Genomic DNA, 24,255 nt, shown 5'->3' on the forward strand with positions numbered 1-24,255 from the left:
CTTGCCCGCCCCCGACCTCTCCGCCGTCGCGGTGTTCGCTCTGGAAGTCCACCCCGAATACGTGCGGCCGATGCCGTACGCGGTGGCTGCGGCGGTCGGCGTGATCATTGCGCTGCTGGGTCCGGTCAGTGGCGGGGCCGCGAACCCGGCCCGCCAGTTCGGGCCCGCCCTGGTCTCCGGGAACACCATTGCTTTGTGGGCGTAGACGTACTGCCTCAGCGGCAGGCCCGCACCCTGCTGACAGGGATCACTTTTCCTCGCAGGCCGGTCAGCGGGCGAGTACGTGGCCGTCGTGGGGGCGGTGGTCGCGGGAGCGGCGCAGGTCGGTGGTGACGTAGGTGCGTTGCAGCCAGCGGTCTGATCCGTCGTAGCGGGGGTGGAAGGCGGTGCGGCCGTGGACGGTGACGCGGTTGTCGATGATGACCAGGTCGCCCGGGTTCAGGCGCAGGGTGCGGGCGGTCGCTTCGCAGGCGCGGCCGAATTCGGTCAGCGCCGCGGCGGCCCGAGGGGTGAGCGGGGTGGTGACGAGTTGGGCCATCCGTATGTCGGGATCCTCGACCGCTCCCGACAGCACCGGTCGGGGCTCGACGTCGGGCGCACGCGCGCCGGCGTCGGGGCCGAAGGAAGGTGGTGGTGTGGTGATGAACTCCGGTGCGAAAAGGGCCTGGCGACCGGCTGGAGTGAGGAGCGGCAGCGCTTGGCGGATGCCGGCGACGCGCATGCCGGCGCGTCGGTCGTGGTCGGCGCGCAGGCACAGGAAGACCACGTAGTCGGGTGGGTGGGGGTGGAAGCCGTTCTCGGTGTGGAAGGACAGCGGCACCGATCCGGCGTTGCCGTGGAAGCTCTCCTGCCCGGGCACGGGCACGACGTCCTGTACGAGGGCGCCGGATTTCTCAGCCCGGTAGGCGAGAGGCTCGCCGAGCCCGCAGGCCACCATGGTGAGCACCGCGGCCGGGACGGTGGCCCGGCGCTGGACCGAGCCGGGTACGGACGGTGTCGCGGGCAGGGCCGCCTGATCGACGGGCAGGCCGCCGATCACCAAGGTGCCATGCGGGCCGGAGTGCCTTCGAAATCGGCGCACCCCACGGCGCAGCGGGTACGGAAGGTCCTCCCAGGCGTCCCTGGCCCGGGCCATCCACCCGGGGTCGTCGACCTGGTCGTGCTCGCCGGTGCACAGGGTGCGGGCCAGCCGCTCGCACGCGCCGGCATCGGCCGGGTCGAGCGCCCAGTCGGCGGCGACGGCAGAGCTTGGGGTGGTGCCGGGCGTCGTCTCGGGCATCAGGGTCTCCTGCCGGAGGTGTGGGCGGCGGACACGCGGACTCACGAGTGGCGCAGGCCGGCCACGGCGTCGGCGATGTAGTGGTCCCCGAACCGGATCAGGGAGGCGTACTGGGCCGCGCGGCGATGGCGCATGAGCCGTAGTTCGGCGACGGCGTTGTCGGGGCCTTCGGGCTTTTGAGCGATGGAACGACGCAGATGCACCATCGAGTACGCGAGGGTGACGTGCCGTTCACCGTCCACGATGTCGGCTTCCAGGAGCGCGCCCCGTGCCTCGGCCAGCTCCGGGGCGCGGGCCGCCAACTGTTCGTAGGAGTCGGGAACCGCGGACAGCAGGTCCTTCATCGCCGCCCGGAACAGCTTGTATCCGCGATGCTGGCGCCCGCTCAACGGGACGTCCACCGACGGGGGCGCCATGGTGTGGCGTATCGCCGCCATGTAGTAGTCGGCCGGGACCGTACTGGCGTGGGTCATGGCCGCCGGGAAGCCCCGCACGTACACCGTCGCATCTGCCAGCCGTGGCAGAGCGGCATCGCCGTCGCCGTGCCGTAGAAGGCGGGTCGCGTCGGCCACGGCGACCGCGGCGCAGATGTTGAACAGGACGTGGACCTGGTGCCCGATGAGCCACCGGGCACTCCACACGTTCTCCAACGCCCCCGCAGCAGGCTCGGGTACGGCCACCAGCGGTACGGAGTCAGGGCCGGCGTCCGGCGCTGCGCCGGTGAGGTCGAGCACCGCCTGCCGCATCCCGGCCGCCTCCAGGGCCAGGTCGGCGCCCGACAGCGGAGCCTCACACAGGTCTTCCAGACCGCGGTGGATGACCAGGGCACCGTGCAGGGCGGCCTGCTGGTCCGACAGCTCCCCCTCACGGACCCGGAAGAACGACTGACTGGTCGACTCCGCCGGCAGTCCCTCACCGGCCACGGCCGGGGCCAGCGCCGACAGCGCGGCCACCAACTCACCGGCAGCCGCCGCGGCCTGCCACAGGGCGAGGGTCCGCTCGACAGGTCTGGCATGGGTCGCCAACCCGGCCAGCACGCCCGCGGTCCGCTTCGCCGCGGCATCGACCCGTGGACCCAGCACCGGTACGGGCCGTCCGCCTTGAGGTTCACGGAAGACAGCGACAGCAGGATGATCGGCAATCGGCGATAAGCCCATGGTTGAAGTACTTCGCCAGGAACACTCCATCCGAAACCCTGATCCGCAAGGTGATTCCGGTGCGGCGGTGCGGCGGTGCGGCGGTGGGCGAAGTCGGACAGCGAGGTCGAGCCGCTCCCTGATCCGCTGGGCCGGCCCCCCGTCTGAGGCGACGCGGTCCGCCAGGAGTCCGAGTGCGCGGGCCGCACGTGAACTCCGCGGTAGCGTCGGACCCGTGCGCTATCACCACGTCGATGTCTTCACCGGGCGTCCCTACGGGGGCAACAGCCTCGCGGTCTTCCCCGACGCCGATGCGCTGAGCGGCTCGCAGATGCAGGCCATCACCCGGGAGCTGCGGCACTTCGAGTCCGTCTTCCTCATCCGGGACGGAGCAACGGAGCGCACCCGGCGGGCGCGCGTCTTCGACCTCGCCGAGGAGCTGGACTTCGCCGGCCACCCCCTCATCGGCGCCGCCGCCGTCCTGCACGCGCTGTACGGCACCGCGGACCGCGAGGCCTGGAGCCTGCGCCTGCCGGCCCGGACGGTGGAGGTCGCCACCGAACGCCTCGGACCGGGCCGGTACGCGAGCCTCCTCGACCAGGGCGCCGCCGTGTTCCTCGGCCGGCCCGACCCGCACGGCCTCGCCGCCCTGTTCGCCCTCGAACCGGCCGACTTGGACCCCGCCCTGCCCCCGGAGGTCGTCTCCACCGGCCTGCGCTACCTGGTGCTCCCCGTACGCGGTGACGCCCTGGCCCGGGCACGCGTCACCGCTCCGCTCGACGGGCCCCTGGCCCGCCTCGGGGCCCAGTTCGCCTACCTCCTCGACGCCGCCGCCCTGGAGGGGCGGCACTGGAACAACGACGGGATCCTCGAAGACACCGCCACCGGCAGCGGTGCGGGCTGCGCCGCCGCCTATCTGCGCCGCCACGGCCGCATCGGCGCCGGCGAGCGGACCCTCCTGCACCAGGGGCGCTTCACCGGCCGCCCCAGCGAGATGACCGTCAGCGCGGACGGCCACGGCCGGGACATCAGCTCGGTGCGCGTCGGCGGGGGCGTAGTCCTCGTCGCGGACGGGTGCCTCCACGAGCTTCCGCCGGTGTAGCCGGTGTAGCCGTGTAGGGGCGGGCGTTCGCCGGCCCCCGCCACTGACCGGTGAGGGGTGAGGGGTGCGTCAACCGCGTCAGTACTCCGCCGTCAGGGCGAGCTGTCTCTCGCGGTCCTGTCTCAGGAGTTGGGGGATCGCGCCGCTCGGCGCCACGCCCAGTTCCGAGAACAGCAGCTCGCGGTAACGGCGGTAGCGGCGGTGGGCGTCGGCCACCTCGCCGACGCACAGGCACGATTGGACGGCGATGCGCCGCGGGCCCTCCCGCAGGGGGTCGGCCTGGGTCGCGGCGTCGGCCAGTTCCAGCACCGCGGAGTGCTGCCTACGCTGGAGGAACTTCTCGGCGAGGTGCTCCAGCGTCTGGACGCGCTGCAGCTTCCACTTCTCCTGGAACGGCACGAGCCAGTCGTCGTCCCAGTCGGTCAGCAGCGGGTGGCGCAGCACGCTCCACGCGTGCGGCAGCCGGTCGCCGCTCACCTGGGCCCCGCCCGCCCCGGAGGCCGTCGAGATCAGCGCGGCCGCCGTCCGGTAGTCCACTTCGACGTGGTCGGCGAGGGTGATCGTGGTGTGCGAGGCGCGGAGCAGGCCCCCGGCCGTGGCCTGGTTCAGGCGCCACAGGGTCTGGCGCAACCGGGCTCCCGCCCGTGCGGGCGGTGCATCGGGCCACAGCCGCGCGGCGAGGTCGCCGCGCCGCACCGGGCGGTCGCTGAGCACGAGGGCCGCGACGAGCCGCTGCTGGATGTCGCTGAGATCGGCGATCCGCTGATCGGTGCGGCAGACGAAGCCTGGCAGCAGCGAGATGTGCACGATGCCTAAGCCGGTGGGATTCATCGCACCTCTCGGGTCGTCCGACGGGCCGCCGGCCGCCGGGTGGGCGTTCCATTGATCCCGATTTCCACGTTCGCTTCACATGAGCTTCACAACGGCTGTGGTAAGAGCGTGAGGCACGGCATGGAGATCGTCAACACCCCTGCGCGGAGCGTTGTCGACGCCCCGATCCGTTGCCGGAACAGGCGTCGCCCGCGACGCGTATGTCCCCGCCATCGCTCCAGCACAACCCACATTCGTGGGGTTGTTTCACCGGTCGGCCGCGAGCAGTCTCGGTTGCGTCCCCGATCGATCGCGACAGCGAAAGGTGGAAGCATGACCTTCAACGCCCTGGAGTCCCTCCGTGCCGCCGGCGTCCTCGGCGGCACGATGGCGCCCGCTCTCGAGGAGTTCTACGCCAGCCTGACCCCCGAGGAGACCAAGGTCCTCATCTCGACCAAGAACCGCCTTGCGGCGATCCTGCCCGACGTGGTGGCGCACTCCCAGGACTGGACCGCGCCCGAGGCCACGAAGGAAGGCTTCGACGCGGCCATGCTCTGTGCGTGCGGCCTCTGGTCGGGGTCCGGCCAGGCCGAGAACTGACAGTCCACAGGCGGGGTCCGGCGGCAACTCGCGTCGGACCGCGCCTGTGTCCAGCCCAGAGAGGAGGCGGGATGCGCGGGAAACTGGTCCGGAACCTGTCGTTGTTCGAGGTGCCGAAGGACCTGACCTACTTTGTGCACGACGAGGACCACCTCGTGGTCAACCCGGAGGTGGCCGCCCGGTGCGTCCTGACCGGAGCCGAGTTCCGGATCCTCCGGACCCTGGCCGCCGCCCAGGCCGGCGGGGAGCAGGCGGTACTCGAGCAGAGCGTCGAGACGGAACGCGTCCTCGCCAAGCTCATCTTGAACTGGATCGTGTACTTCAACGGCAACAGGCCCCAGGTCAAACTCGGTGAACCGCCCCTGGGCACCGCGTACTACGCCATCACGGACGGCTGCAACCTGCGCTGCCCCTACTGCTACGCGTCGTCCGAGAAGTGCCTGCCCGGCGAGCTCGACACCGCCGAGTCCTTGGACCTGGTCTCGCAGATCGCCGCCTTCGGCGCCAAGACCCTCATTTTCACCGGCGGCGAGCCGATGCTCCGCAAGGACCTGTTCCAGATCGTCGAGCACGCCAAGAACAGCGGCCTGAAGGTCAACATCATCACCAACGCGACGATGATCCGGACCGAGGCGACGGCGAAGCGGTTCGCCGAGCTGTTCGACGCCGTCACGGTGAGCCTCGACGGAGGCACGGCCGCCACGCACGACCGGACCCGCGGCAAGGGCGCGTTCGACAAGACCCACCGGGCGATCCGGCTGCTCAACGCCGAGGGCGTGGCGCCGGCCATCAACCACATCGTCACCTCGGACAACGTCGACGAGCTGGAAGACTTCGCGTCGTTCCTCGACGGGATCGAGATCCACAGCGTCCGCCTGATGAACCACAACGACCTGGGCCGGGGCGTCGGCGACGACTACGACTTCGGATGGCAGGACCACCTGAGGGTGCAGCAGCTCGTCTGGACCTCGCCCGTGGCCGGCAAGTTCAAGCCGGACGGGCCGAGGCCGGTGTCCCCGTGCTCGGTCAAGGGCAACTGCGGGATGGGCGGGAACGAGATCTACGTCAACTCCCTCGGCGACGTCTACCCGTGCAAGCTCGTCACGGGCAAGGGGGAGTTCGCCGGCAACATCAGGAAGCAGCCGCTGTCCGAGATCTTCGCCAGTCCGGTGCTGCGCTCGATGCGCACGAGCACCGTGTACGGCGGGGAGTTCCACTCCGACTGCGAGAAGTGCTACATCAAGGCGAACTGCGGCGGCGGCTGCCGGGCCGCGCACATGTCGGAGTCCGGGGACCTGCGGCGCAACAGCCGCCACCTGTGCCGGATCCTGCGGCACGGCGTCACCACGCAGCTGTGGACGGAAACCGGGGTGACCCGCGCGGAACTCGCCCTGAAGGACCTCGAGATGACGGTTCCCCGCCTGGTCGCCACCGGTGAGGTCCACGAGGTCCACGAGCAGTGGAAGACCTACGTCCGCCCGCCCGCGCCCGTACCCGCGATCAAGGTCGGCGAACTGATTCCCATCATGCCGGTGAACAGGAGGCTGGGCGATGTCCCTGCACATCAGTGACGCGGTGATCTGGCAGGAGACCCCGGACGGGATCTCGCTCTACCACAGCGAGTCGGGCGACTTCCGCACCCTGAACTCGACCGCCGCCCAGATCTGGGCGCTCGTGGAGAGCGACGGCGACCGGGAGACGGTCATCAGGAACCTGTCGCTCCTGTTCGCGGGCCACAACGCCGTGATGACGGCCCGCATCCGCGCGGAAGTGGACGCGTTCATCAGCTCCATGGTCGAAGCCGATCTGCTCCAGGAGACGGACGCCGAGACGCGGAGCGAGCCGGCCGCGCGGTCATGACGAAGGCCGTCGTCCTCGGCGGCGGCTTCGCCGGCGTCCTGGTGGCCAAGGTGCTCTCCCGGCACGTCGACGAGGTCACCGTGGTCGAGGGCGGCCGGTACCCGGTGGGCCCGGCGCCCCGGCCGGGGCTGCCCCAGGCGTTCCACAGCCACGTGCTCGTGACCGCCGGGGCCGAAGCCCTGGAAACGCTGCTCCCGGGCACGCTGGACGTACTGCTCGCCCGGGGAGCGCACCGGCGGGGCCTCCCGGACGGCGCGCTGATCCTGAGCGCGGAGGGCTGGTTCAGCCGCCACGAGACCGGCGCCTTCATGGTCTCGTGCAGCCGCTGGCTCATGGACCACGTCATCCGGGAACGGGCCCTGGCGGACGGCACGGTGTCGGTGCGGGAGGGCACCCGGGTGCTGGGACTCGCCGCGGACGCGTCACGGGTGACCGGGGTCGTGGTCGCGGGCGAGGACGGCTCCGCGCGGACCGTGCGCGCCGACATCGTGGTGGACGCGACGGGCCGGCGGTCCAGGGCCGGACGCTGGCTGGCGGCGATCGGCCTGCCCGACGTCGAGGAAGAGGTCGTCGACCCGGGCCTCGCGTACTCCACCCGGATCTACCGGGCGCCGGCCGGCCTCGCCGCCGACATCCCGGCGATCATGGTGCACCCGGGCCCGGAGAACGGCCGGCCGGGGTACGGTGCGACGCTGTTCCCCATCGAGGACGGCCGGTGGATCTTCACCCTGACCGGCACGCGCGCCGCCACGCCACCGACCGACGAGCGGGGATTCACGGACTGCGCCCGTACGCTGCGTTCGCCGATCGCGGCGGAGCTGCTGGCCGCGGCCGAACCCCTGGGCACCGTACGGCCGTTCCGCGCCACCGCGAACCGCAGGAGGTACTTCGAACGGCTGCCGGTGCCCGAGGGCTTCCTGGTCGTCGGGGACGCGCTGACCGCGGTGAACCCCGTCTACTCACACGGGATGTCGGTCGCCCTGCTCGGCGCCGTGCGACTGGACCGGGAGCTGGAGCGGCGCGGCGCCGCGCCCTCGGTCCTCCCCGGGGTCCAGGCCGCCGTGGCCGAAGTGGCCGCCACTTCCTGGCGGATGGCGACGGAACAGGACCGGGCGCGGGCCGCCGCGAACGGGTCCGGGAACGGGTCCGGGAACGGATCGGCGGCCGTGTCCGACGCCGGACGGCGGATGCGGGCCAGGGTGTCCAAGGCCGTGCTCACCAGCCCGGCGCTGATGACACAGCTGTTCCGCTCCCAGACGCTGGTCTCCTCACCGGCCGCCGCCCGGGGGCCGGGGCCGTCCGCCGGCTCGCACCCGCCGCTCGACACCGACGAGGCGGTCGCACAGTTCCCCGTGCTCCGCGAGTGGTGGGTCTCGGAGCGCCGAAATCAGCCACCCACCCGGGAAGAGAACCGTGACGACTGAAGCCGTACCGCTGATCCCGCACTCCGTCCTGTTCGGCAACCCGTCGTACCTCGTGCCCGAGGTCTCCCCGGACGGGACCCGGCTGCTCTTCCTGGCGCCGGACGACGGGGTGCTGAACGTCTGGGTGGCGCCGGTGGACCGGCCGGACGAGGCGAAGGCCGTCACGCACGACCGGGGCCGCGGCATCCGGACGTACGGCCTGTGCCACGACGACCGCACCCTGTTCTACCTGCGCGACGAGAACGGCGACGAGAGCTGGCGGGTGCACCTCGTCGACCTGGTCTCCGGCGAGGAGCGCTGCGCCACACCCTTCGACGGTGTCCAGGCGCGGGTGCTCGCGCACAACCGGTGGCACCCGAACACCGTGCTGATCGGGCTGAACAAGGACCGGCCGGGACTGCACGACGTCTACAGCCTGGACCTGCTGACGGACCGGCTCACGAAGATCGCGGAGAACCCCGGATACCTGAGCTGGATCATCGACACCGACCTGCGGATCCGCGGCGGCACCGCGATGAAGCCCGACGGCGGCCTGTCCGTCTTCCTCGACCCGCCGGACGGGGAGGACGGGGAGGACGGACGCGGCGGCCCGGGCACCGCGCCGCCGTGGCTCGACGTGCCCTACGAGGATGCCTTGGGGACGCGGGTCATCGGCTTCGCGCGCGACGGCGCCACCTGCCACCTCCTGTCCTCCATCGGGGCCAACGCCGGCCGCCTGTTCGAGGTGGAGGTCGCGACCGGGCGGCGGACCCTGCTCGCGCAGGACCCGGTGTACGACGTCAAGCAGGTCGAGACGGACCCGGTCACCCGCCGGCCGCAAGCGGTGCTCTTCGCCAAGGACCGCGACGAATGGGTCTTCCTCGACGAGGAGTTCGGCAAGGACATCGGGCGGATCCGCGGCGAGCTCGCGCTCCGGGACGTCGACGGCGAGGTCTACATCGACCGCACCGACCGCTCCGGACGGCTGTGGACGGTCTCGGTGGTGACCGGGGCCGGCCCGGTCCTCTACTACGTGTACGACCGGGCGGACGGCGGGCTCCGGTACCTCTTCAGCCACCAGGAGGAGCTCGAACGGTACCGGCTGGCCAGGATGGAGCCCTTCGAGTTCACCGCGCGCGACGGGGTCACGGTGCACGGGTACGTGACCTGGCCGCCCGGCGCCGAACGCGGCGGCCTGCCCGCGGTGGTGAACGTGCACGGAGGTCCGTGGGCCCGCCACACCTTCGCCTTCGACGAGGAGGCGCAGCTGCTGGCCAACCGCGGCTACGCGTGCGTCCAGGTCAACTTCCGGGGCTCCACGGGCTACGGCAAGCACTTCCGCAACCTGGGAGCCAAGCAGTGGGGTGCCGCGATGCAGACCGATCTGCTCGACGCGCTCGCCTACTTCGTCGCCGACGGCAGAATCGACGCCTCACGGGTGGCGATCATGGGCTGCTCGTACGGGGGGTACGCCGCGCTGGTCGGCGCGGCGTTCACGCCCGAGGTGTTCACCTGCGCGATAGACCTCTGCGGTCCGTCGAACCTGCTGACGATGCTGGCGGCCGGAGCGCCCTACCGGACCCCGCTGCGGTCCTTCATGTCCGCCCAGGTCGGGGATCCGGAAACCGACCGGGACATGCTGTGGGAGCGGTCGCCGCTCTCGCGGGTCGACGACATCCGCATCCCGATCCTGGTGGTCCAGGGCGCGAACGACGTCCGCGTGCCCCGGGCCGAGGCCGAGCAGATCGTCGCGGCGCTGGCGGCCAAGGGGCTCGCGCACGAGTACCTGCTGTTCCCCGACGAGGGCCACGGGCTGGCCAGACCCGCCAACCGGCAGGCCTACTACGCCGCCGTCGAGCGGTTCCTGGCCGCGCACATGGGGTGACCGGACGCGACGCGCGGCGCCCCGCCCGTCACCGCCGGGTCAGTGCCGCCCGCAGCAGGTTCGGCAGGTGCAGGCGCGTCTGGGCCTCGTCGTGCGAGGCCCGGACGAGGCCGCGGCCCAGCAGCGTGCTCAGGTCGTCCACCACCTGGTTCAGCGGCCGGTCCAGGGCTTCGGCGGCCTCGGAGACCGTCAGCGCCCGGTCGAAGCGCACCAGGTCCTGAAGGATCGCGCGGGGAGCGGCGTCCAGGTCCTCGAAGCCGGAGCGGATCAGACCGCCGAGCGTCTCCGGAACGTCCCCGGGCCGCGTCGGCGCCGGCAGATCGAGGAGGTTCGGCGCGGGCGCGTCCGCGAGCTGCCTCAAGCTCAGCACGCCGAACCTCGCCGCCGCCGCCTCCAGTGCCACGGGCAGGCCGTCCAGCCTGCGGCACAGCAGCGCCACCGCCCCGGCGTCGTCCCGGCAGAGCGCGAACCCCGGCCGGACCTCGGAGAGCCTGTCCACGAGCAGCCGTACCGACGGCACGCAGATGAGGTCGTCCAGCGACCTCGTCGTGTCCCGGTCCGGCCCCGGCGTGGCCAGCGGCGGGATCACGGTCCCCTGCACCCCCGCCACGCACCACGGCGCGCGTGACGCGCTGACCACCCGGATCCCCGGACAGTACGCCAGCAGTTCCTCCACGCCGACGGGTCTGCGCGCGTCGGCGACCCCGTCGAGCACGAGCAGCACCTCCTGCCGGCCGATGAGCCGGCAGACCGCGGACACGTCCTCCGCACCCGATTCGACGAGCAGGCGCAGCGGCTTCAGCAAGGAGCCGAACGAGGTGCCGTGACCGTCGAGGGCCGAGGTGCCCGCCCCGATCCACAGCACCGGCCACCCGCGGCGCGAACTCAGCCGGGCCGCCACCTCCGCGAGCACCCGCGACTTGCCCACCCCCGGAAGCCCGGAGATCGAGATCATGCGGCGGTCATCCGATTCCAGGGCGCCCACCATCGCCCGCACCTCGACGTCGCGGCCGAGGAGGGCGTTGACGGACCGGGGCACGGCGAGGCACGGATCGGCTCCGGTCGGACCCTGCCGCCCGCTGCCCAGACCCGCGTTGACGAAGAGCTCCCGCACCGGTCCCTCGAGCCGCAGGGCGTCCGCGAGCAGGCGGACGGTCTGCATCCGCGCGTTCACCCGCCCCGACTCCAGGGCCCGTATCGTGCGCGGGCTGATCGTCGAGAGGTCGGCGAGCGTGCGCTGGGTCAGCCCGGCCTGCACGCGCTTGAAGCGGAGCAGCTCGGGGAACGACGACACCTCGGCCTCGGCAGTGTGGACCATGGGCAGGAGAGTAGGCGGGGCCCGTTCCGCAGGCGTCTCCGGACCGTCGCCGGCACGTCTGCGCGCCGTCTCCCTCGGCCGTCAGCCCGTCTTCGAACTGGGGTGCGCACCCCGGTCCAACAGGTTCAGCGAGATGCTCAGCAGCGAGAGGGCCACGGGATCGGACGCGTCCAGGACCGCGTGCTCCGACAGCCGCGCCACCAGATCGCCCAGGCGCGGCACCTCGCCCGCGCCCTGCTCGCTGCGCCGCAGCAGCGCGAGGCTCAGGGCGGCCTGGGTGGCGAGCAGCCCCAGCAGTTCGATGTCGTCGAGTTCGCGGGCGGGGGAGTCCGCGTCGCGCGTGTGGCGGTCCAGTACTTCGAGCACGCCGATGCACTCGCCGTCCGCGATGAGCGGGGCGGCCATGATGCTCGCGGGAACGTACCCGGTGGAGGCCGCGGCGTCGCGGGCGAACCGGTCGGTCCCGGCCACGTTGTCCGTGATCAGGGGCTGCCCGCTGGCCGCCACCCAGCCGGCGATGCCCGTGCCGGGCTCGAAGCGCCGGCCGACCAGGCCCTGTTCGCCCTCGCCCGCGACCGCCGCGAAGATCAGCTCACCGGTCTCGGGGCTCACCATGAACACCGAGGACGCGGCGGCTCCGTAGATGTACCGGGCCACCGAGACGACGGACTGCAGCAGTTGACGTTCGACGGCCATGAGATCGTGCGGCCAGGGCTTCATTCTCCGCCTCCTTGGACCGATATGTTCGCGGCGCAGTGATACAGGACGCTCTTGAGCTGGAACGGCGTGAGCCACGGGTGCTTGCTCAGGACGAGCGCCGCGATGCCGGCCATGTGCGGCGCCGCGAAGCTGTTGCCGGTGTTGCGGACGGTGCCGCCGCCCGGGCTCGCCACCGGCACGCGCACCCCCCGGGCACGGAACTCGACCGGCGGCGCGGCGTTGTAGTAGAAGCGCATGCTGTCCGGCTCCGCGTGGCTGGCCACCGAGATCACCGACGCGAAGTTCCAAGGGAAGCTCTCGATCGGCATGTTGTGCGCGGCCGCCACCACGGCCGTACGGCGGAAGTAGGCGCGGTCGCACAGTTCGCCCAGCCGGTCGCGGAATTCGACCCTGGTCGTCGACAGGCTCATGCTGACGACGTCGAACCCCTCCTCGATCGCGAAGGAGAGGCCGGCGATCAGCGCCGAGGCGCTGCCGGACCGCCCGTCGCCGAGCACCTTGAGCGAACTGAGCGAGACCCGCGGCGCGATCCCGCGGATGATCCCCGCGCACGCGGTCCCGTGCCCGGCGCTGTCGAGCGGCTCGCACTCCTCCACGCGCGGCACCCTGCCCTCGGCCGTCACCACGTGCCACGCCCGCTCGACCGGCCCGACCAGCGGATGGCCCGCCTCGACCCCGCTGTCGAGCACGCAGACGCGTACGCCGTCACCGGTCGCGCCCTCCCACGCCCAGCGGGAGTCGATCCCCTCGAACAGGGCCGTCGGCAGGGGCTCGCCCGGCCCGCCGTCGGCCGGCATGCTCCACGCCGGCATCCCCGAGGAGTGAGGCAGCCGCTCGCGCCGCCAGGGCGCGCCGCTCACATCCATGCCCGCACCGTCCCCAGGGGCTTCGTCGCACCGACCGCGGCGTAGGCCAGGGCGGCCCGTTCCGCCATGGCGCGGGCATCGGACCGCTCGCCCAGCCACCGGTGGGCCCGGGCCAGGTCGAAGCAGACCTCGCCGCGCAGGCACGGGTCCTCCACGTCATCGAGGAGGGTCAGCACGTCGGCGCGCGCCGGGTCGCGGCGCCCGTCCTCGGCGGCGATGAGCACGGCGGCGGCCGTGCACAGGATCCGCCCCCGGACGTCCATCTCCTCGCACCGTCCCAGGAGCTCCGAGATCCGGCCGGCGGCTTCGGCCGCACGGCCCCGCCGGGCGCACTCGCGGGCCGCCTGCACCCGCATGGTCAGGGCGACCGGCACGTAGCCGGCCTGTTCGAGGGCGTCGGCCGCCCACCGAAAGCGCCGTTCGGCCTCGTCGTGCTCACCGTCCAGCGAGGCGGCCAGCGCCGCCACCTGGTCGACCAGTACGCGCCCCATGGTCAGCCGGAGCTGTTCGACGACGGCCTCGGCCTCGGCCAGCGCCGAGCGGGCGCCGTCGCGGTCCCCGGTCAGCGCCAGGCAGCGGGCGCGCGCGGCCAGCGCGGGCAGGGCCAGGAACCGGTCCGCGGCGAACCGCTCGAGGAGCTCCGCGCAGCCCGCCAGCTTCTCCCGCAGCGGGGTCGGCGACCACTGGCGGATCTCGCACAGTGCCACGAGGAGGCGGTCCTCCTCGTAGGCGTCGGCGACGGCCCGGGCGTGCCCGAGCGCGGCGCAGGCCGCTTCCTCGGCCGCCGCGAACCGGCCGTGGTCCAGGTGGAGCAGCATCCGCAGCTGCTCGAACCGGCACCAGGCGAACCGGTCGGGGTCATCGCCGTCGAGTTCGGTACGCAGCCGCTCGACCTCGGCGGCGGTGACCTTGCCGAGCCGGGCCGCCAGTAGGGACCGCTGCACCTGGACCAGGCAGGGCCGCTGCCCGGGAGCGCCGGGAGCGCCGGGAGCACCGGGAGCACCGGGAGCGCCGGGGGCGGCGGGTCCGGCGGGTCCGGCGGTCGGGACGTTCCAGGCGCTGTCAGCGACCACCTCCAGCGCCCGCCGGGTGTCCCCGGAGAGCATGAGGGCGTCGCTGAGCCGGACGGCCGCGACCGACCGGCACTGGTCGGGCCGGCTCCGCGCCAGTACCAGAGCCCGTCCGAACAGCCCGATCGCGGTCGGCACGTCACGCTGCCGCAGCGCCACGGTGCCCTCGGCCAGCAGGGCCTCGGCCGCCCGCCGCGCCAGCAGGGGCAGCTCCGTGTCGTCCGGGCGCAGACCGGCCAGCAGCCGGGCCGCCGCCTCGAGGTGGAAACCGGGACCGAAGCCGTGCCCGGCCAGGCGCCGGTGCCACGTGATGCGCTGCTCCTTCTCCAGCCGGCCGTACGCCACCTCGTGCACCGGCTGCTGGACGAAGCGGTACTCGCCCTCCTCCGCCGTGGTGTGGAACAGCCGCTGCCGCGCCAGCGCGTCGACGTCCGCCGCCACGACCGCCCCGTCCAGCAGCGCGAGCTGCTCCAGGGTGAACGAAGGGCCGATCACCGAGGCCGCGCCCAGCAGCCACCGGGCGGGCGCGGGCAGCCGGTCGATCATCGCGCCCACCATGGCCGTGATGGTCGGCGGCACCTCGTCGACGGTCCGGCCGTCCCTCAGCCAGTCCATCATCAGCCGGATGTACAGCGGATTACCCGCGCTGTACACCGCGACCCGGTCGACGAGGTCGAGGTCGTGCAGCTCCACCTCGTCGCCGCTGCCGCGCCCCGCCAGTGAGATCGCCAGCCGCGCACTGTCGATCGGGACCAGCGCGCCGACGTCGATCACGTCGTCCGGCGACCAGGGCCCGTCCCGGCCCGTCAGCTCCGGTCTGGAGACGCAGACCATCAGGAGCGGGATGTCGCGCAGGCTGTCCGTCAGATCGCCGATCAGCCCCAGGAGCGACTCTCCCGCCCACCCCAGGTTGTCCCACACCACGACGAGCGGGCGGGAAGCCGCGGCGGTGAGCAGTTCGCGCGCCGCCCAGGACACCTCCTCCACGCCCGGCCCCGGGACCGGGCCGGCGACCCGGGAGAGCGAGGCGGCGCGCAGACTGGTCAGCACCCCGGCGATGCGGTCGTCCACCCGGAGCAGCTCCGCGCTGGACGGCGCCTGCCGCGCGAGCGCGTCCAGCACTTCGACGAGCGCCGCGTAGTTCCCCTGCGTTCCGTAGGACTGGCAGCTGCCGAACACGGCGAGGGGCTCCGCCCCGGCGGCGACGAGGTCGTCCACGGTCTCCTGGACCAAGCGGGTCTTGCCGATGCCCGGTGGTCCCAGCACGGTCACCAGCTCGGAGCGCCGGTCGCGGGCCACCCGGTGGTAGACCTCGCGCAGCCGGCGGCGCTCGGCGCCGCGGTCCACCATGGGCGAGCCGTCGCCCGCCCGGTCGACGGCGGCCTCGCCGGTCACCAACAGCACCCGGACGGGCTCGGCCTTGCCCTTGAGCGCCACCGGCGGCACCGGGGCCATGGTGTAGTGCGGGCGTGCGAGGTGCGCCACGGTCTCGTTGACGATGATCTCCCCGGCCACCGCCAGCGACTGGAGGCGGGCCGCGAGGTTGACCACGTCGCCGACGACCCGGATGCCGGCCCGGGCCGAACGCGTCACCAGGGCCTCGCCGGCCGCGATCCCGCAGTGGACCTCGACCGGAGCCGCGTCGGCTGCCGGGGTGCGCAGTCCGCGGACCTCGGCGCGGATGCGCGTGGCGGCCCGCAGTGCCCGCAGCGCGTCGTCCTCCTGGGAGGTGTCCGCGCCGAAGACCGCCATGACGGCGTCGCCGATGAACTTCTCCACCACTCCGCCGTGCTCCTCCACCGCGGCGCAGGAGATCTCGTAGTACTGCTCGAGGAGTTGCTGGAGCGGCTCCGGATCGACGCGCTCGGCGAGCCGTGTCCATCCGACGAGGTCGAGGAAGAGGACGACCACCAGTCTGCGGCTCACGCGCGGTTCTCCTCCTGCGTCGGGCGTACGGCGGGCCGGCGTCGGCGGGCCCGCGCGGCGGGTCAGAGCAGCTTCAGGTCGTGGGCCCACACCTCGGAGTCGGTCCCGGCGTCCGCCTCGACCAGCCGGTGCTGGACCGATACGACGACGGCGGTCTCCTCCTCGGTCAGGCCCGCCAGCACATCGCGCTGCGCGGCGCTGAGCTGGTCGACCGGAAGTCCCGCTTCACGCAGACTGGTCAGAGGGTCGAACACGTCACTCACCCCATTCACGGGGCCGCACGGCGGCGGCCAGATACCGATCGGCAAGATCCGGTTGACGTAGCAGTAGGCCACCAGCTCCGCCCTGTTGCGGCAGTTGAACCGGTCGAGGAGGGAACTGATCTCCTCGCCCACGGTGTGTCTGCTCAGGCGCAGAGCACGGGCCACGCGGTCGGTCGTGTGACCCCGCGCCACCATGGCCACGAGCACCAGGCCCCGGGTGGAGATCTCAGCACCCCGTATCGCCGTCATCAGCGCGATCTCCTCACGACGTACTCCGGACGAACGACTCACGAACCATGACGGCGGCCATGAACGAGACGCCGTGCCAGCGCGCCTTGCGTTCGAACCAGAGCCAGTCGCCGTCCGGGTTCGCCTCCAGGAACACCGGCTCCCCGGTGTCGGACACGAGCAGGTCGAAGGCCCCGTAGCGCAGGCTCCACGCGGCGCACAGGGTGCGCACCGCTTCGGCCGCGGGCCGCGGGCAGTCGACGCGCGTCACGGTGACGCTGTCGGGATCCGTCATCAGGCTCGACGGATCGGGCTTGTCGACCTCGAAGGCGCAGATCCCGCCGTCGAGGTGGTAGACGCGCAGCTCACGGGCGTGGGCCACGTACTCCTGGACGACGACCGGACGGTCGCCGACCGGGGCGGGGCCCGCCGAGGGACCCCGTGCGGGGCCGGTCGCCGGCCCCTGCGCCGCCTCGCGGCCCACGACCGCGGGCAGGCACGCCTTCCAGTTCCGCCGTTCCGGCTCGAACAGCCGGAAGTCCGGAGTCTTGACCACGAGGGTCCCGGCCGCCACCTCCCGCGCACCCGCCGGCACGTCGTTGGTGACCACCGTCCGGGGCGTGCGCACGCCCAGCGCGCGCGCCTGCGCCAGCTGGCCCGGTCCGAGGACCGTGCCACCGGGCAGCGAGACGGCCGCCGTCGACGCCACCTGCCGCAGGAACCCGGACCACGACTCCGCCCGCAACGGCGTCATCGAGCCCGCCGGCCGTGCCTGCGCCAGCAGCGCGCATGCCGATCCGTGGCGTACCCACACCACGGCCGGCCGGACCCGGCGCCCGGCGACGTCCAACAGGCCGGTGTCCACATCGAGCGCGAGGGGCGTCGAGGCGAGTTCGTCCTGACGGATCAATATCGTCGGTGTTTCCAGCGGCCCCGTCAATGCGTCGCGAACGATCTCCAATTCACGGCCGCCCGCGCAATTCACAAGGACCACGACGGATTCCCCGTCACGGTCTTCGGCATGTCCTGAACGGCTCATGCATCGCATGCTAGCCAACGGTTCCTCAGGCCAGGCGGCAGAACGGAGGCAGTTCCAAGGCAGCTTGGGAAGCGGCCGCTTCCGCACTGGCCGATAGGCGTAACGTCCACCCGCAGCTACTCGATCGGCATTCCTGATTCCCGGGAAACATCAATCACATTGTGGAGGGCGGACCGTGGCGAATGGTGTGGTGAACGCCGAAGGGCTGATCAAGCGTTACCGCGGGAAAGAGACCCCGGCAGTCGACGGGATCTCATTCGACATCGCCAAAGGCGAGACCATCGGGCTGCTCGGGCCCAACGGCGCCGGCAAGACGACCCTGATGAAGATGATCTGCGGCGTCACCCCTCCCACCACCGGGACGATCAGGGTGTTCGGCGTGGACCCGGCCCGCGATCCGGTCGCCGCCAAGACCGGCATCGGTGCCATGCACCAGTCCGCCCCCTACGACGAGATGCTGTCGGCCCTGGACAACCTGCTGATCGCCACGCGGTTCAAGGGCCTGTCGTGGCGCACCACCCGGCCCTGGGCGATGGAGGTGGCCGAGTACCTCGGCCTGAAGGAGCACCTGTCACGGCTCGTCTTCCAGCTGTCCGGGGGCCAGCGCCAGCGCCTGCAGCTCGTACGGGCCCTGCTGACCATCCCCGAACTGCTCATCCTCGACGAGCCGTCGGCCGGTCTGGACGTCGCCGGCCGGCACCAGATCGAGCGGTTCGTGCGCTGGCTCCGCGAGGAGCACGGCATGACCGTGATCTGGACCAGCCACATCATCCAGGAGCTGGAGCGCAACGCCCAGCGCGTCCTGGTCATCAACAAGGGCAAAGTGGTCCGCTTCGCCGAACCGAGCGAACTCGTCAGGGAGTTCGGCGGCGCGCACCTGCTGGTCAGCGTGGACGACGCGGTCGGTGCCAAGGTCGTCAAGGAATGGGCCGCCACGGCCGGACTCACCGCGACGGCCCAGGACACCGAGGTGCGCATCGAGGACGCGCAGGTCCGGGACGTGCTCCCGCAACTGTCGCGACACTGCCACGACTCCGGAGTGGCCATCGCCGGCATCTCCACCGTCACCGACTCGCTGGAAAAGGTCTTCCTGCGCATGACCGGGAACGAGGGCTGACACCGTGGCCGACTTGGGATTCAAGACCACCGCACCGGTCCCGTCGGGGAAACCGGCGGACTTCACCGCCGTGTTCTACCGCGAGTACGCGCTCCTCGCCCGCAACCGGGTCAACCTCATCCTGGGCCTGACCCCCATGCTCGTGTACCTGCTGCTGGTGAACACCTCGCTCGGCAACGTCGTCGGGAACATCACCTACCGCGGCGAGACGCTGCCGTTCGCGGTCTTCCTGCTCCCCATGGTGCTGGCCATGTCGGTGGTCAGTGCGTCCGGCACGACCGGCATGGCCATGTTCCAGGAGGAGATGAGCGGCGTCTCGACCCAGTTGTGGAGCTGGCCGCTGCGCCGATCGCGCTTCCTGGCCGGCAAGCTGCTGGCCGGAGTCTCGCTCGTGCTGGCCCAGAGCCTGCTGGCCCTGGCCGTCGCCGCGGTCATCTTCGACTACCCCTTCCACGCCTCCCACTGGATCTGGCTGCTGCTGGCGCTGGTGCTGTCGTCGGTGGCGTTCAACGGGATCTACCTCGCGGCGGCCGTCCTGATCAGTGACTACCGCACCTTCATGGTCCTCACCAGCGTGTCGGTGCCCGTCCTCGTCTTCGCCGCGCCCTCGCTGTCCACGTCGCAGCAACTGCCCACCGTGCTGCGCTGGATCTCGACGGTGAACCCGGTGTCCTACGCGGTCACCGGGATGCGCGACGCCGCGATCTTCGGCCTGGGGAAGGCGTGGCCCTCCCTGGTCGTCCTGGCCGTCGTCGCCCTCGTCGCCAACTTCGTCGCCGGCCGCGCGCTGTTGCGGCGCACCCGGAACCTCTGACCCGCAGGGAGTCCCCGAACGTGCAGACCGAAGACCCGTCCCTGTCCTGGCTCGCCACGCCCCAGGACCGCTCCGTTCTCTGCCTGCCGGGCACGAACAGAGCCCGACCACCGGCGGAAACCTGGGAGATGGCGACCCGGGCGGCGGCGAAGGTGGGCGTCACCCGGGTAGCCGACATCACCCGGCTCGACTCCATCGGCATCCCGACCTTCCAGGCGATCCGGCCGCTGTCCAGGACGCTCGCCGTCTCGCAGGGCAAGGGGATGACGCCCGAACTGGCACGGCTGTCCGCGGTGATGGAGTCGGTCGAGACCTGGCACGTGGAACAACCCGCGCGGCCCGCGCTGACGGCCGCCCCGCGCGACATCGACGTACAACTGGGCTACGAGGTCTCCGCCTTGGCGCCCTGCGAGCCGAGCCTGCTGCACGACGGGCTGCCGTTGGACTGGGTGGAGGCCAGGTCGCTGGTCGACGGGGCGCGCACCCTCGTCCCCGTGAACGTGGTCCGGCTGACGCTGGAGGAGCACACCGACTGGAACCCGCCGGTGTTCTTCGAGTCGACGAACGGCCTGGCCAGCGGCAACACGCGGGTCGAAGCCGCGCTCCACGCGCTCTGCGAGGTCATCGAGCGGGACGCGATGACCGCGGCCGTCGCGGGCGGCGGGGAGATGGGCGTGCGCGTCGACCCGCGGACCGCGGGGTCGGCCGTGGCCGAGGAGCTCTGCGCGCTGATCGAGCGGGCCGACGTCACCCTCGAGGTGCGCCTCGTACCGTCGCCCACCGGGCTGCCGTGCTTCCTGGCCTGGGTCGCCAGCCACGAGTACCCGGCACCGATGTTCGGCTTCGGCTGCCATCTCAGCCCCGACATCGCGCTCACCCGCGCCGTCTCCGAAGCCGCGCAGGCGAGGCTCGCGTACATATCGGGGGCGAGGGACGACCTGCGGGACGACTTCGGCCCCGTGGACGTCGGCCGGCTCAAGAGCGCGCAGGCGGGCGCGGCGGCCGACATCGGCGACCTGGTCGCGGAGCCCGCCCCGCACGACAGCCTGGTCGGCGCCCTCGCGCACGTGGTCAAGCGGGCGGCCGCCGCCTTTTCCCACCCGCCCCTCGTCGTCGACCTGACGCGGGAGGAGATCGGGGTTCCGGTCGTCAAGGTCGTGGCGCCCGGCAGTCGCGTCTGTCCGGAGGTGCTGTAGTGAGCGGGTCCAGGGTGGTTGTCTACGCGGGGCCGACGATCTCCGCGGCCGACGTCCGCGCGGTGCTCCCGGAAGCCGAGGTGCGCCCGCCCGCGGGCCGGGGCGACCTGCTGGCGGACCAGTGGGCGCCGGGAGACGTGGTCGTCGTCATCGACGGGTACTTCAGGGAACGGCGGTCCGTCGGCCACAAGGAGATCCTCCAGGTGCTGACGGAGGGCGCGCAGGTCGTCGGCGCCGCGAGCATGGGCGCGCTGAGAGCCGCGGAACTGGTCCCGTGCGGCATGCGCGGCCTCGGCACCGTCTACGGCATGTACGCGGCCGGCGAGATCGACGGGGACGACGAGGTGGGGGTCCTGCACGGTCCGGCCGAGATGGGCTACCCGGCGCAGACCGTGGCGCTGGTGAACCTCCGCTACGGCTGCAAGGAGGGGGCCGAGACGGAGCTGGTCGAGGCCGCGTCCGGGCGGCGGATCGTCGCCGCGGCTGCGGCCCTGCCCTTCACCCACCGCGGCTGGAAGGACATCGAGCGGGCCCTGGACGACCAGGACCACGACGCCCTGCGCACGCTGGAGGAGATGATCGGCTCGGGCGTCTGGGACGTCAAACGGCTCGACGCCATGGCCGCGCTCCGCGAGGTGGCGGGCGGCGCGGTGGCGGGCCGCGAGGCGGCGGGCCAAGGCTCCGTGGAACCCGGATCCGGCAAGGCCGACGTGACCTTCACCGGGATCAGCCGCGGCCAGTCCCTGGCCCGCCGGACCCGGCGGGAGTACGCCCCCGGCCGGTGGATGTCGGACCTCGACGTCCTGGACGCGGCACGGCTGTTCGACGAGGACTACCCCGCGGTGCACGAGGACGTTCTGACCGGCCTGCTGGGGGAGTTCGCCGGCGCGGGGGGAATGACGGCCGAGGCGTACGGGATGTCCAAGCTCGGCCTCGACGACCGGTCGCCGCTGCCGGACCCGCTCGCCCGCTGGTTCACGGAGCGGGAACGCGCCGAACTCGCCGCCGCGGACCGGACCCGGCTCCTCATGGTGCGGGTGTGGCCGGTGTGGCAGTCGGCCGACTGGAGGCCGGCCGTCCTGGCCCGCCTGCGGGAATCCGGGCGCTGGGCCGACTGGTGCGACATCGTCGCCCGCGCGGACGAGGTGGCGGAGGAGGCCCGGCCGCGGCTCGTGGTCCCGCCGCCGGCGATGTGCGCGAAGCTCTTCCTGCGCCACTGGCAGCGGCGCGGCACGTCACCGGACGCGGAGATGGCCCGCCGGGGGTTCTCCGGCCTGGACGGACTCGGCGGCGCGGTCCGGAGGTTCTTCGCCTACGACGTCCGGCGCGGCCGCGAACGCGGCAGCGCCGCCGCCCGCTGAGGTCCGGGCCCGCGGGCGGATCCCGCGGGCCCGCCGGGCTCTCCTTGTTGACCCGTGGGACCGGTCGACCGGTCGACCCGTCCCACGGTCGTCGTTCCTCGCGCGGTGCTCAGGCCCGGGACGCCGTGGTCGCGGGGAGGCGTACGGGCCCGAGGTAGCTGACGGTCGTGCCCCGGACACCGACCTCGGTCAGGGCCTGTTCGGGCGCGGGGTGTCCGGGTCGTACGTTGCGTTCGGCCTCCTCGGCGACTTCGGCGCCGAGGTCGTCAAGGTCGAGCACCCGACCCGCCCGGACCCCTCCCGCGGCCACGGCCCCGCCAAGGACGGCATCGGCCTGTGGTGGAAGCTGCTCGGCCGCAACAAGCGCACGATGACCCTCGACCTGTCCACCCCCGGCGGCCGGGACACCCTGCTGCGGCTGGCCGCCACCGCCGACGTCGTCATCGAGAACTTCCGCCCCGGCACCCTGGAGCGCTGGGGGCTCGGCTGGCCCGAGCTGTCCGCCGCCAACCCGCGGCTGATCCTGACCCGCGTGACGGCCTTCGGCCAGGAGGGCCCGTACGCCCACCGGCCCGGCTTCGGCACCCTCGCGGAGGCGATGAGCGGGTTCGCCGCGATCACCGGGGAGCCGGACGGGCCGCCGACGCTGCCGCCTTTCGGGCTCGCGGACTCGATCGCCGCGCTGACCACCGCGTACGCCGTGATGACAGCGCTCGCCGGCCGGGACCGCACCGGGCACGGGCAGGTGGTGGACCTCGCGATCATCGAGCCGATCCTGACCGTCCTGGGGCCGCACCCGCTCTGGTACGACCAGCTCGGCTACGTCCAGCCGCGCACCGGGAACCGCTCCACGAACAACGCCCCCCGCAACACCTACCGCAGCGCGGACGGGCGCTGGCTGGCGGTCTCCACCTCCGCCCAGTCGATCGCCGAGCGCGTGATGCGGCTGGTGGGCCGGCCGGAGCTGATCTCCGAGCCCTGGTTCGAGACGGGTTCCGGGCGGGCCGCCCACGCGGACGTGCTCGACGAGGCGGTCGGCGGCTGGATCGCCCGCCACAAGGCGGACGAGGTGACGGCGGCCTTCGAGGACGCCGAGGCCGCGGTCGCGCTGGTCTACGACGTCCGGGACGTGATGGCCGATCCGCAGTACGCGGCCCTGGACACGGTCACCGAGGTCGAGGATCCGGAGCTCGGCCCGATCCGCATGCAGAACGTCCTCTTCCGGCTCTCCGAGACCCCCGGCGCCATCCGCTGGGCGGGCCGCCCGCACGGCGCGGACACCGAGGCCGTCCTCACCGAACTCGGCCTGTCCGCCGCCGAGATCACCGCTCTGCGCACGGAGGGAGCGCTGTGATCCTGACCTGGCTGTACGTCCCCGGCGACCGCCCGGAGGTGGTCGTCAAGGCGCTGCGCGCCGGGGCCGACGCCGTCATCGTGGACCTGGAGGACGCGGTGTCGGCCTCCCGCAAGGAGTACGCCCGCTCCGCCACCGCCGAACTGCTCGGCGCCCGCCATCCGGTGCCGGTCCACGTCCGCGTCAACGCCCTGAACTCCCCGTGGGGCGGCGCCGACCTCACCGCGCTGGCCGGGCTCCGGGGCCTGGCCGGTCTGCGGCTGCCCAAGGTCTCCGCGCCCGGGCAGATCGTCTCCACCGCCGAACGCACCGGCGGGGTGGCCCTGTACGCCCTGCTGGAATCGGCGATCGGCGTGGAGCGGGCGTACGAGATCGCCCGCGCGCACCCCGCCCTGCGCGGGCTGTCCCTGGGCGAGGCGGACCTGCGGGCCGACCTCGGGGTCACCGCGGAGGCGGGCCTGGACTGGCCGCGCTCGCGGGTGGTGGTGGCCGCCCGCGCGGCCGGACTCGCGCCGCCGGCCCAGTCGGTGTTCCCCGACATCCGGGACCTGGAGGCGCTGGCCGCCTCCTGCGCCCGGGGCCGCTCGCTGGGGTTCCTGGGGCGCGCGGCGATCCATCCGCGCCAGCTCCCGGTGATCGAGCGGGCCTACCTGCCCGGTCCGGCCGAGGTCGCGGCGGCCGAGGAGATCGTGGCCGCGGCCCGGCGCACCCCGGGCGCGGTGGCCCTCCCCGACGGCCGCTTCGTCGATCCGGCGATGCTGGCCGGCGCGGAACGGGTCGTCGCCCTGTCCCGCCGGGACGCGCCCGTCCTGTCCTGACCGCGGGGACACGGCCGTGCGGCCGCCGCGCGAAAACGGGAGGGGCGCCGCGCATGCGCGCGGCGCCCCTCCCGTTCGACCGGCCTCCCG

The 24,255-nt window shown here is 72.7% G+C and carries 22 protein-coding genes; 13 read left to right on the forward strand and 9 right to left on the reverse strand.

What is annotated here, in order from left to right; genetic code table 11:
• Position 1 precedes the first annotated feature (1 nt).
• Positions 2–205 carry an aquaporin gene (locus tag DRB89_RS45985; protein ID WP_162688651.1) on the forward strand — a complete coding sequence of 68 codons (204 nt, stop codon included), beginning with the start codon at positions 2–4 and terminating at the stop codon, positions 203–205.
• 63 nt (positions 206–268) lie between these two features.
• Here the strand turns inward: DRB89_RS45985 and DRB89_RS19490 are convergent, their stop codons facing one another.
• Positions 269–1,279 carry a clavaminate synthase family protein gene (locus tag DRB89_RS19490; RefSeq protein WP_112448699.1) on the reverse strand — a complete coding sequence of 337 codons (1,011 nt, stop codon included), beginning with the start codon at positions 1,277–1,279 and terminating at the stop codon, positions 269–271.
• Positions 1,280–1,320: 41 nt separating this feature from the next.
• Positions 1,321–2,361, reverse strand: coding sequence for a hypothetical protein (locus DRB89_RS19495; protein ID WP_239516229.1), 1,041 nt, complete (start codon positions 2,359–2,361; stop codon positions 1,321–1,323).
• 289 nt (positions 2,362–2,650) lie between these two features.
• Between DRB89_RS19495 and DRB89_RS19500 the strand changes: the two genes are divergently transcribed.
• Positions 2,651–3,517 (forward strand): PhzF family phenazine biosynthesis protein, encoded by an 867-nt coding sequence (locus DRB89_RS19500; protein ID WP_112448697.1) that lies wholly within the window; start codon positions 2,651–2,653, stop codon positions 3,515–3,517.
• Between the two features lie 78 nt (positions 3,518–3,595).
• Here DRB89_RS19500 and DRB89_RS19505 read toward each other — a convergent pair whose 3' ends face one another.
• Entirely contained in the window at positions 3,596–4,348 is a 753-nt protein-coding gene (locus DRB89_RS19505) for a BTAD domain-containing putative transcriptional regulator (RefSeq protein WP_112448696.1), read from the reverse strand.
• 312 nt (positions 4,349–4,660) lie between these two features.
• On the opposite strand from DRB89_RS19505, the gene DRB89_RS19510 reads away from it, so the two are divergent.
• The 5 genes from DRB89_RS19510 to DRB89_RS19530 all read left to right on the forward strand — a co-directional run bounded on the left by DRB89_RS19510 (position 4,661) and on the right by DRB89_RS19530 (position 10,075).
• Entirely contained in the window at positions 4,661–4,927 is a 267-nt protein-coding gene (locus DRB89_RS19510; protein ID WP_112448695.1) for a StsA-related sactipeptide RiPP, read from the forward strand.
• 71 nt (positions 4,928–4,998) lie between these two features.
• A complete protein-coding gene (stsB, locus tag DRB89_RS19515; protein ID WP_112448694.1) occupies positions 4,999–6,498 on the forward strand; it encodes a StsB family radical SAM/SPASM domain sactipeptide maturase in 1,500 nt (499 codons plus the stop codon).
• Positions 6,479–6,787, forward strand: a complete 309-nt coding sequence (locus DRB89_RS19520; protein ID WP_112448693.1) for a PqqD family protein — start codon at positions 6,479–6,481, stop codon at positions 6,785–6,787. The genes stsB and DRB89_RS19520 overlap by 20 nt, the downstream gene beginning before the upstream one ends.
• A complete protein-coding gene (locus tag DRB89_RS19525; RefSeq protein ID WP_112448692.1) occupies positions 6,784–8,211 on the forward strand; it encodes an FAD-dependent monooxygenase in 1,428 nt (475 codons plus the stop codon). The genes DRB89_RS19520 and DRB89_RS19525 overlap by 4 nt, the downstream gene beginning before the upstream one ends.
• Positions 8,201–10,075 (forward strand): S9 family peptidase, encoded by a 1,875-nt coding sequence (locus tag DRB89_RS19530; protein ID WP_112448691.1) that lies wholly within the window; start codon positions 8,201–8,203, stop codon positions 10,073–10,075. Before DRB89_RS19525 ends, DRB89_RS19530 begins: the two co-directional genes overlap by 11 nt.
• Before the next feature lie 28 nt (positions 10,076–10,103).
• Here DRB89_RS19530 and DRB89_RS19535 read toward each other — a convergent pair whose 3' ends face one another.
• The 6 genes from DRB89_RS19535 to DRB89_RS19560 form a co-directional block, all read right to left on the reverse strand.
• Positions 10,104–11,393 carry a helix-turn-helix domain-containing protein gene (locus DRB89_RS19535; RefSeq protein ID WP_112448690.1) on the reverse strand — a complete coding sequence of 430 codons (1,290 nt, stop codon included), beginning with the start codon at positions 11,391–11,393 and terminating at the stop codon, positions 10,104–10,106.
• Positions 11,394–11,474: 81 nt separating this feature from the next.
• Positions 11,475–12,113, reverse strand: coding sequence for a GAF domain-containing protein (locus DRB89_RS19540; protein WP_239516230.1), 639 nt, complete (start codon positions 12,111–12,113; stop codon positions 11,475–11,477).
• Complete coding sequence (locus DRB89_RS19545; RefSeq protein WP_239516231.1) at positions 12,110–12,979, reverse strand: S8 family serine peptidase; 870 nt, start codon at positions 12,977–12,979, stop codon at positions 12,110–12,112. The genes DRB89_RS19540 and DRB89_RS19545 overlap by 4 nt, the downstream gene beginning before the upstream one ends.
• The gene (locus DRB89_RS45990; RefSeq protein ID WP_162688653.1) at positions 12,970–15,975 is read right to left on the reverse strand and encodes an adenylate/guanylate cyclase domain-containing protein; all 3,006 of its coding nucleotides are present in this window, start codon (positions 15,973–15,975) and stop codon (positions 12,970–12,972) included. The genes DRB89_RS19545 and DRB89_RS45990 overlap by 10 nt, the downstream gene beginning before the upstream one ends.
• 62 nt (positions 15,976–16,037) lie before the next feature.
• Positions 16,038–16,487 (reverse strand): helix-turn-helix transcriptional regulator, encoded by a 450-nt coding sequence (locus DRB89_RS19555; RefSeq protein ID WP_112448687.1) that lies wholly within the window; start codon positions 16,485–16,487, stop codon positions 16,038–16,040.
• A gap of 13 nt (positions 16,488–16,500) precedes the next feature.
• Positions 16,501–17,376 (reverse strand): hypothetical protein, encoded by an 876-nt coding sequence (locus DRB89_RS19560; protein WP_112448686.1) that lies wholly within the window; start codon positions 17,374–17,376, stop codon positions 16,501–16,503.
• A 304-nt stretch (positions 17,377–17,680) separates the two neighbouring features.
• Between DRB89_RS19560 and DRB89_RS19565 the strand changes: the two genes are divergently transcribed.
• The 6 genes from DRB89_RS19565 (at position 17,681) to DRB89_RS19590 (ending at position 24,165) form a co-directional block, all read left to right on the forward strand.
• Positions 17,681–18,622, forward strand: a complete 942-nt coding sequence (locus DRB89_RS19565; protein ID WP_162688654.1) for an ABC transporter ATP-binding protein — start codon at positions 17,681–17,683, stop codon at positions 18,620–18,622.
• Positions 18,623–18,635: 13 nt separating this feature from the next.
• A complete protein-coding gene (locus tag DRB89_RS19570; RefSeq protein ID WP_162688655.1) occupies positions 18,636–19,436 on the forward strand; it encodes an ABC transporter permease in 801 nt (266 codons plus the stop codon).
• 20 nt (positions 19,437–19,456) lie between these two features.
• A complete protein-coding gene (locus DRB89_RS19575; RefSeq protein ID WP_112448683.1) occupies positions 19,457–20,632 on the forward strand; it encodes a YcaO-like family protein in 1,176 nt (391 codons plus the stop codon).
• Positions 20,632–21,993, forward strand: coding sequence for a TfuA-like protein (locus tag DRB89_RS19580; protein WP_162688656.1), 1,362 nt, complete (start codon positions 20,632–20,634; stop codon positions 21,991–21,993). The genes DRB89_RS19575 and DRB89_RS19580 overlap by 1 nt, the downstream gene beginning before the upstream one ends.
• Positions 21,994–22,204: 211 nt before the next feature.
• The gene (locus DRB89_RS19585) at positions 22,205–23,347 is read left to right on the forward strand and encodes a CoA transferase (RefSeq protein ID WP_239516233.1); all 1,143 of its coding nucleotides are present in this window, start codon (positions 22,205–22,207) and stop codon (positions 23,345–23,347) included.
• On the forward strand, positions 23,344–24,165 hold the full coding sequence (locus DRB89_RS19590; protein ID WP_112449562.1) for a CoA ester lyase: 822 nt from the start codon (positions 23,344–23,346) through the stop codon (positions 24,163–24,165). Before DRB89_RS19585 ends, DRB89_RS19590 begins: the two co-directional genes overlap by 4 nt.
• Positions 24,166–24,255 lie beyond the last annotated feature (90 nt).

It is taken from the genome of Streptomyces sp. ICC4, from assembly GCF_003287915.1.
Lineage (GTDB): Bacteria > Actinomycetota > Actinomycetes > Streptomycetales > Streptomycetaceae > Streptomyces > Streptomyces tritrimontium.